Here is a 7,686-nt window from a genome sequence, read left to right on the forward strand (position 1 = left end):
GATCTATTCAAACAATATAATTGTACCAAAACCGAAAAAGAAGTCAACCAAAAAGCGAACATTTTTTTATTAAAAATCATTTTCGTTCGTAAGAATTATATTTTCACCTTATGAAAGCCTTATCTTTATCCCATAAAAAAAGAAACACATCTTATTATAAGAAATGTGTTTCTTTTTTATACTGCCTTTATGCCCCATCCTCAAAGCGTCGTTCTAAATTAACGAATTTATTAAATTCTTTAACAAACGCAAGCTCTACTGAACCTACCGGACCATTACGTTGTTTTGCAATGATAATTTCAATCGTATTTTTATTTTCCGTTTCACGGTCATAGTAATCTTCACGATATAGGAAAGCTACAATATCAGCATCCTGCTCAATACTACCAGATTCACGAATATCAGACATCATCGGGCGTTTATCCTGACGAGATTCTACACCACGAGATAACTGTGATAAGGCAATAACAGGCACTTGCAATTCACGCGCAATCCCTTTTAAAGTACGAGAAATCTCAGATACCTCCTGCTGACGGTTCTCACCTGATTTCCCACTTCCTTGAATAAGCTGTAAGTAGTCAATTAAAACCATACCAAGACCTTGTTCTTGCTTTAGTCTACGACATTTCGCTCGAATCTCATTTACCTTAATTCCTGGTGTATCATCAATATATATACCGGCATTTGAAAGACTACCCATCGCCATTGTTAATTTCGCCCAATCATCAGAAGTTAATGACCCGGTACGAAGTCTTTGCGCATCGATATTTCCTTCTGCACAAAGCATACGCATAACAAGCTGATCGGAGCCCATCTCCAAACTAAAAATCGCTACATTTTCATCCGTTTTCGTCGCTACGTTTTGTGCGATATTTAATGAAAATGCAGTTTTCCCTACTGACGGACGTGCTGCTACGATGATTAAATCATTTCGCTGGAAACCTGCCGTCATCTTATCTAATTCAGTAAATCCAGTTGGTATCCCAGTAACTTCACCTTTTTGATTATGCAAAAGTTCAATTTTATCATAAGCATCTACAAGAACATCTTTAATATTTTGAAATGCTTTTGCATTCGTTTGATGGGATACTTCTAATATTTTTTTCTCGGCCTCATTTAAAAGGCCGTCTACGTCATCTTCTCTCTCGTATCCATCCGACACAATATGAGTCGCTGTTCGAATTAAACGACGTAAAAGTGCCTTTTCAGCGATGATACGTGCATAATATTCAACGTTAGCAGCTGTTGGAACAACTTCTGCTAACTCTGCTAGATAAGACACTCCACCAACTTCTTCTAGTAATCCTTGATCAGCCATCGCTGATGTCATTATTACTAAATCGATCGGTTCTCCTTTGTCAGATAACCCAAGCATTACCTCAAAAATCTTTTGATGTTTCGTTCGATAGAATGAGTCAGGTACCAATAACTCTGATGCTGATGTTAACGCATCTTGATCAATTAATATGGCCCCTAAAACCGCCTGCTCGGCTTCTATATTATGCGGAGGGGTACGATCAGCAAGTACATCACTCATACGCAATCCTCCTTGCTTAATTTATTTTTATTGTTCACTAACATGAACTTTTACTGTCGCTGTTACTTGCGGATGCAATTTCACTGTTACATTTGTGTAGCCTAATGCACGGATTGCATCATCCATTTCAAATTTACGTTTATCAAGTTTAATTTTATGTGATTTTTGCATCGCATCTACGATTTGTTTGCTCGTAATAGAACCGAATAAACGGCCACCTTCTCCAGATTTCGCTTTTACTTCTACAGTTAATTTCTCTAATGTTTCTTTCAGCTCTTTTGCATTCTCAACTTCTGCTGCTGCATCTTTTTCTTCTTTACGCTTTTGAGCTTCTAAAGTTTTCATACTGCTATTTGTTGCTTCAGCAGCCAATCCCTGTTTTAGTAAGAAGTTATTTGCATAGCCATCTGGTACGTTTTTTACTTCTCCTTTTTTACCTTTACCTTTTACGTCTTTTAGAAAAATTACTTTCATGATTGTGTGCCTCCCTGTAAATAGTCATCAATAACAAATCGAAGCTTCTCCTCGGCTTCATCTACTGTAACATTTTTCATTTGTGTGGCTGCATTCGTCAAATGCCCGCCACCACCTAAGTTTTCCATAATTAGCTGCACATTCACTTCACCTAAAGACCTGCTGCTAATTCCAATGAGATTCTCGCCACGTTTCGCAACAACAAATGATGCAATAATTCCTGTCATTGTTAATAACGTGTCAGCTGATTGCGCAATAAGCACTTGATCGTAGTAATCATCACTATCAACTTTAGCAATCGCAATTCCATTTTTATAAATGTACGCATTTTTTATAGCTTTTGCAACCCGTAAATACTGATCCATATCTTCCTTTAAAAGTTCTTGTACAAGTACAGTATCTGCACCATGTGAGCGTAAATAGGAAGCAGCATCAAACGTACGAGCCCCCGTCCGGAATGTGAAACTTTTCGTGTCGACAATAATCCCCGCTAACAATGCCGTTGCTTCTAACATTGTCATCTTTAAATTTTTCGGTTGATACTCAAGCAATTCTGTAACCAGTTCTGCCGTTGAAGAAGCATATGGTTCCATATAAACTAGCAATGGATCTTCAATAAAATCTTCTCCACGGCGATGATGATCGATAACTACTACATTTTCAATTTTATGTAACAATTTTTGTTCCATCACCATAGAAGGTTTATGTGTATCAACAACAACAAGTAATGACTCATCATTCGCAAATTCCATCGCTTGCTCTGGAGTAATAAAGTGAGACCATAATTCCTCATTTTGTTTCACTTTGTCCATCAAGCGTTTAATTCCCTTATCAGAATCATTTTCATCTAATACAATATATCCTTTACGCTCGTTTAATTGAGCCACTTTTAAAATACCAATCGCAGCACCAATTGCGTCCATATCAGGAGCCCTATGCCCCATGATAATGACATTACTACTTTCTAATACTAAATCCTTTAACGCATGCGAAATGACCCTAGCACGTACACGGGTACGCTTTTCAACCGGATTTGTCTTGCCTCCATAGAACTTAACTTTACCTGTCGCTTGTTTAATAGCTACTTGATCTCCCCCGCGTCCAAGCGCAAGGTCTAAACCAGATTGAGCCATTGCCCCAAGCTCTGACAAAGGTAAATCACCTGATCCGACACCTACACTTAATGTAAGTGGTATATTCCTTTTAGATGTTTCTTCACGCACCTGATCTAAAATACTAAATTTCCCTTTCTCCATTTGCGTCAGAATACTTTCATTTAGCACAACGAAGAATCTTTCTGAAGATGCACGTTTTAAATACGCACCATACTTAAGTGCCCATTCATTTAGTCGCGATGTTACAAGACTTGTTATATTCGTACGTAATTGATCATCTAATCCTTGTGTAACTTCATCATAATTATCCAAATAAATTACAGCTAAAACAGTACGTTGATCCTCATACATCTTTTCGATTTCTGTTTGTTCCGTTACATCAAAGAAATAAATTAACTTTTCTTCTTTCCTTACAAAAACGCGAAACTTTCGATTATTTAAAGAGACTATATCATCAGAAGTTTCTCCTTTAATGAAAAGAAGTAATGTTTCTGATACATCGTAAAGGTGCCATCCAGCTAATGCATGCTGTCCCAGACATGAAGATAAATAAGGATTTGCCCAATCAATCCCATAATCCTTATTGTATAACAAAATACCAATCGGCATTTGGTTAAATGCTTCATTACTTACTTTCTTTACTCTTGTAATCATATCTGTCGTATGCTTTTCGAAATTCCTTTGAAAATTAAGTTCAAATCGTATAACGATAAAAAATACGATACAAAAAATGACAAAAGCAGCTATTCCCATAATTAAATGAAAATAACAGAGAATTGAAATGAGCACAAACACAAAAAATGCCAATACATAAACAGGATATAAAAACCACTGTTTCTTATCAAATTCAGGCATGTATACAACTCCTATAAAGTAAAACTAACTCACCTTCCAGTTAGTTAAACAGATTAAAATAGTATAAGGAATATTGTTTTATCCCCCTATTTTAGAACGCAATGAAATCCCTAAGTCAATTATACCTAAGATTGTCACAAGAGGAAACAGCATCGGAATAAACATGCATGCAATAAAACTAATAATAGGAATCCCTTTAGTAAAACCTTTTCTATACGCTAAAAAGGCGATAAATGTCAGACCTTGCAGTACAAGCAATAGTGTAAATATGACATTTAGGTTAGAAAATACCATATGTAAATATGATGTTGGTTCTACTTTTATAAAAGTTGCTAACAAAATAAATATAACGTAATACCAAACAATACTCTTTGGTAATTGTATATCTTTAAATTTAGGCCAAGGTATAATGTCATGTTTTAACTTTTTCAAAACACTACCTGATATTATCACTGTAATCCAAGAAAAACATACTGAAACTAGAACAAGTATACTTGGAAATAACGATTGTAATATATCATTCATTTGTGTAAGTAACTCTTTTTGTTCCTTACTAATCGGCATACCTGTAGCACTTACTATCTTTTCACTTTGCACCATACTTTCACTAAACATACTTTGCATTTGCTTCATTATATCTATGTTGAAAAACTTTATACTCGCAACATAAATAAGTACAAAACCAATTAAGTATGCAAGCGTCCCCGCTATTAAGATTTCTACTGACTTTTTTCTTGTTTTATACATATATCCTAAAACAATCCCTATCAATCCAAACATAATTGTCTTCACTAAATTCATAGGTTGACTCACAATAATAGTAACAAAAAGTGATGCTACAAAAATCATGAGCACATTAGATAGTTTATGTCTTATCGTTAATAGTATAAATGGTAACGGCAAAGCAAAAGTTACAACAGTACCCAAAATCGGAACATACATAGATATAAGCAATAAAATTGCATATATAGCTAATAACGCTGCACCTTCTGTAATAAACTTTGTTTGTTTCACATTTTAACCTCTCTTTCAAAAAGAAAAGCATAGCAAAATGCACAGTAGAGTCCGACTCTACTGTGCATTTCATACGCTATTATTCACCAACATATGGTAAAAGTGCCATTTGACGAGCACGTTTAATTGCAACTGTAAGTTTGCGTTGGTATTTTGCGCTTGTCCCTGTTACACGACGAGGTAAAATTTTACCACGCTCAGAAACGAAACGTTTTAATAAATCAACATCTTTATAGTCAATGCGAGTGATGCCGTTAGCTGTGAAGAAACACACCTTACGACGTTTCGCACGTCCACCTTTGCGTCCTGCCATGTCTATTTCCCTCCATTCTTTGTTAAAACTAACAAATTTACTGTATTAGAACGGTAAATCGTCGTCGGAAATGTCGATCGGTTGACCTACATTTGAAAATGGATCGTCATTCTTCGTAAATCCAGAGTTCCCTTGATTACCTTGGTTACCTGAATTACTAGATTGACCAAATGGGTTAGAGCTTTGGTTACCGAAACCAGCTCCTGATGGTTGCTGATTGAATGAACCACGTTGCTCCCCACCGCCATTACGCGGCTCTAAAAATTGTACGCTTTCCGCAAGAACTTCTGTTACATACACACGTTTACCGTCTTGTCCATCGTAATTACGAGTTTGAAGACGTCCATCTACGCCTGCTAAGCTTCCTTTTTTCAAATAATTTGCTACGTTTTCTGCTTGTTTACGCCATATTACACAATTAATAAAGTCAGCTTCACGCTCACCTTGTTGATTCGCAAATGCGCGATTCACAGCTAACGTAAAAGTAGCTACTGCAACACCATTGGGCGTGTAACGTAAGTCAGGGTCCTTAGTTAAACGACCAACGAGGATAACACGATTCATCAATCGAACCACTCTCCCTTATATATCAATTATTTTTCTTCTTCTTTAACAACGATATGACGAAGGATATCTTCGTTGATCTTAGCTAAACGGTCGAATTCGTTAATCGCTTCTGCGTTAGAGTTCACGTTTAAGATCATGTAGAAACCTTCACGTAAGTCGTTGATTTCGTAAGCTAAACGACGCTTACCCCACTCTTTCGTGTTAATGATTTCTGCACCATTGTTTGTTAAAACACCTGCAAAACGTTCAACTAAAGCTTTTTGAGCTTCTTCTTCAACGCCAGGACGAATGATGTACATAATTTCGTACTTTCTCATTACACTTTCACCTCCTTTTGGTCTAAACGGCCCATAATGGGCAAGGAGCAATTAATTTATAGTAATTACTCACGAGTTTAGATTATATCATAGTAAGTTATATGAATCAACTCACCAATACATAAAAAACTTGGCAAACATATAATATATTCGCCAAGCTCATATCTTTATTTTTCCTAGGAAATATTAAATTAAACGTTAAAACGGAAGTGCATAACATCTCCATCTTTTACGATATACTCTTTTCCTTCTAAACGTACTTTTCCAGCTTCTTTTGCAGCTGTCATAGAACCGTTTGTCATTAAGTCATCGTAAGAAACTGTTTCTGCACGAATAAATCCACGCTCAAAGTCTGTATGAATAACACCAGCACATTGTGGTGCCTTCATACCTTGTTTAAATGTCCAAGCACGTACTTCTTGAACGCCAGCTGTAAAGTAAGTAGCAAGTCCTAATAGGTCATATGCTGCACGAATTAATTGATCTAAACCAGACTCTTCAATACCTAGTTCTTCAAGGAATACTTTTTTCTCTTCCTCGTCTAATTCAGCGATTTCTGATTCGATTTTTGCACATACAACGATTACTTGAGAATTTTCATTTTCTGCAAATTCTTTTACCATTTGTACGTATTTATTTTCCGAAGGATCGATAATATCGTCTTCACTTACGTTCGCTACGTATAACATTTCTTTTGTTGTAAGTAAATGAAGGCCTTTAACAATCTTCATCTGCTCTTCTGTAAATTCAACAGTACGAGCCGGTTTCCCCTCTTCAAAAGCCTCTTTTAAACGAACTAAAATTTCATGCTCATATACAGCTTCTTTATCTTTTTGTCTTGCTAATTTCGCAACACGCTCGATACGCTTATCAACAGACTCTAAGTCCGCTAAAATTAGCTCTAAGTTGATTGTTTCGATATCATCAATTGGATCTACTTTCCCTGAAACGTGCGTAATATTTTCGTCTTCAAAACAACGAACAACTTGGCAAATTGCATCTACTTGACGAATGTGAGATAAGAATTTATTTCCTAAACCTTCACCTTTACTAGCACCTTTTACGATACCTGCAATATCAGTAAACTCAAATACAGTCGGAACAGTCTTTTTCGGTTCTACTAATTCCGTTAATTTATTTAAACGCTCATCTGGTACTTCTACAATCCCTACGTTTGGATCAATTGTACAGAATGGATAGTTCGCAGATTCTGCTCCTGCTTGTGTAATTGCATTAAATAAAGTGGACTTCCCTACGTTAGGTAATCCAACAATCCCAGCCGTTAATCCCATATTTTTCACTCCTATGTCTCAATCTTTCATCATTATAGATAGTAACGAAAAAAATGACAAGTTTCCGCCAAACGAAAAAAAGTAACAGTTACCTACTGTAACTGTTACTCTCTCTCTATTCTTCGTGCTTCACAAGTATTTTTTTCACCTTACGATCAAACTCTCTTCGAGTAATCATTACTGAATGGTCACATCCCTCGCA

The 7,686-nt window shown here is 36.2% G+C and carries 9 protein-coding genes; all 9 read right to left on the minus strand.

What is annotated here, in order from left to right:
• Positions 1–187: 187 nt before the first annotated feature.
• Complete coding sequence (dnaB, locus tag MR160_RS23510; protein ID WP_001286147.1) at positions 188–1,537, minus strand: replicative DNA helicase; 1,350 nt, start codon at positions 1,535–1,537, stop codon at positions 188–190.
• 27 nt (positions 1,538–1,564) lie between these two features.
• Positions 1,565–2,011 (minus strand): 50S ribosomal protein L9, encoded by a 447-nt coding sequence (gene rplI / locus MR160_RS23515; protein WP_000864237.1) that lies wholly within the window; start codon positions 2,009–2,011, stop codon positions 1,565–1,567.
• Positions 2,008–3,981 (minus strand): DHH family phosphoesterase, encoded by a 1,974-nt coding sequence (locus MR160_RS23520; protein WP_001113785.1) that lies wholly within the window; start codon positions 3,979–3,981, stop codon positions 2,008–2,010. The genes rplI and MR160_RS23520 overlap by 4 nt, the downstream gene beginning before the upstream one ends.
• Before the next feature lie 78 nt (positions 3,982–4,059).
• Positions 4,060–4,995 (minus strand): YybS family protein, encoded by a 936-nt coding sequence (locus MR160_RS23525; RefSeq protein ID WP_000814842.1) that lies wholly within the window; start codon positions 4,993–4,995, stop codon positions 4,060–4,062.
• Between the two features lie 79 nt (positions 4,996–5,074).
• A complete protein-coding gene (gene rpsR, locus MR160_RS23530) occupies positions 5,075–5,308 on the minus strand; it encodes a 30S ribosomal protein S18 (protein ID WP_000918873.1) in 234 nt (77 codons plus the stop codon).
• A 45-nt stretch (positions 5,309–5,353) separates the two neighbouring features.
• Positions 5,354–5,875, minus strand: a complete 522-nt coding sequence (gene ssb, locus MR160_RS23535; RefSeq protein WP_000981963.1) for a single-stranded DNA-binding protein — start codon at positions 5,873–5,875, stop codon at positions 5,354–5,356.
• A 26-nt stretch (positions 5,876–5,901) separates the two neighbouring features.
• The gene (gene rpsF, locus MR160_RS23540; protein WP_001233781.1) at positions 5,902–6,192 is read right to left on the minus strand and encodes a 30S ribosomal protein S6; all 291 of its coding nucleotides are present in this window, start codon (positions 6,190–6,192) and stop codon (positions 5,902–5,904) included.
• A 191-nt stretch (positions 6,193–6,383) separates the two neighbouring features.
• Entirely contained in the window at positions 6,384–7,484 is a 1,101-nt protein-coding gene (gene ychF / locus MR160_RS23545; RefSeq protein ID WP_000524658.1) for a redox-regulated ATPase YchF, read from the minus strand.
• Between the two features lie 115 nt (positions 7,485–7,599).
• Positions 7,600–7,686 (minus strand): DUF951 family protein (locus MR160_RS23550; RefSeq protein ID WP_242298128.1); only part of this gene is annotated, 87 nt, incomplete at its 5' end.

Origin of the sequence: Bacillus cereus group sp. BfR-BA-01382 (genome assembly GCF_022663475.1) — a bacterium.
In the GTDB taxonomy this organism is placed as follows: Bacteria; Bacillota; Bacilli; order Bacillales; family Bacillaceae_G; genus Bacillus_A; species Bacillus_A thuringiensis_S.

Coding starts and splice junctions, on each gene's coding strand:
- dnaB (WP_001286147.1), bottom strand. CDS start 1,537: ATGAGTGATGTACTTGCTGATCGTACCCCTCCGCATAATATAGAAGCC.
- rplI (WP_000864237.1), bottom strand. CDS start 2,011: ATGAAAGTAATTTTTCTAAAAGACGTAAAAGGTAAAGGTAAAAAAGGA.
- MR160_RS23520 (WP_001113785.1), bottom strand. CDS start 3,981: ATGCCTGAATTTGATAAGAAACAGTGGTTTTTATATCCTGTTTATGTA.
- rpsR (WP_000918873.1), bottom strand. CDS start 5,308: ATGGCAGGACGCAAAGGTGGACGTGCGAAACGTCGTAAGGTGTGTTTC.
- rpsF (WP_001233781.1), bottom strand. CDS start 6,192: ATGAGAAAGTACGAAATTATGTACATCATTCGTCCTGGCGTTGAAGAA.
- ychF (WP_000524658.1), bottom strand. CDS start 7,484: ATGGGATTAACGGCTGGGATTGTTGGATTACCTAACGTAGGGAAGTCC.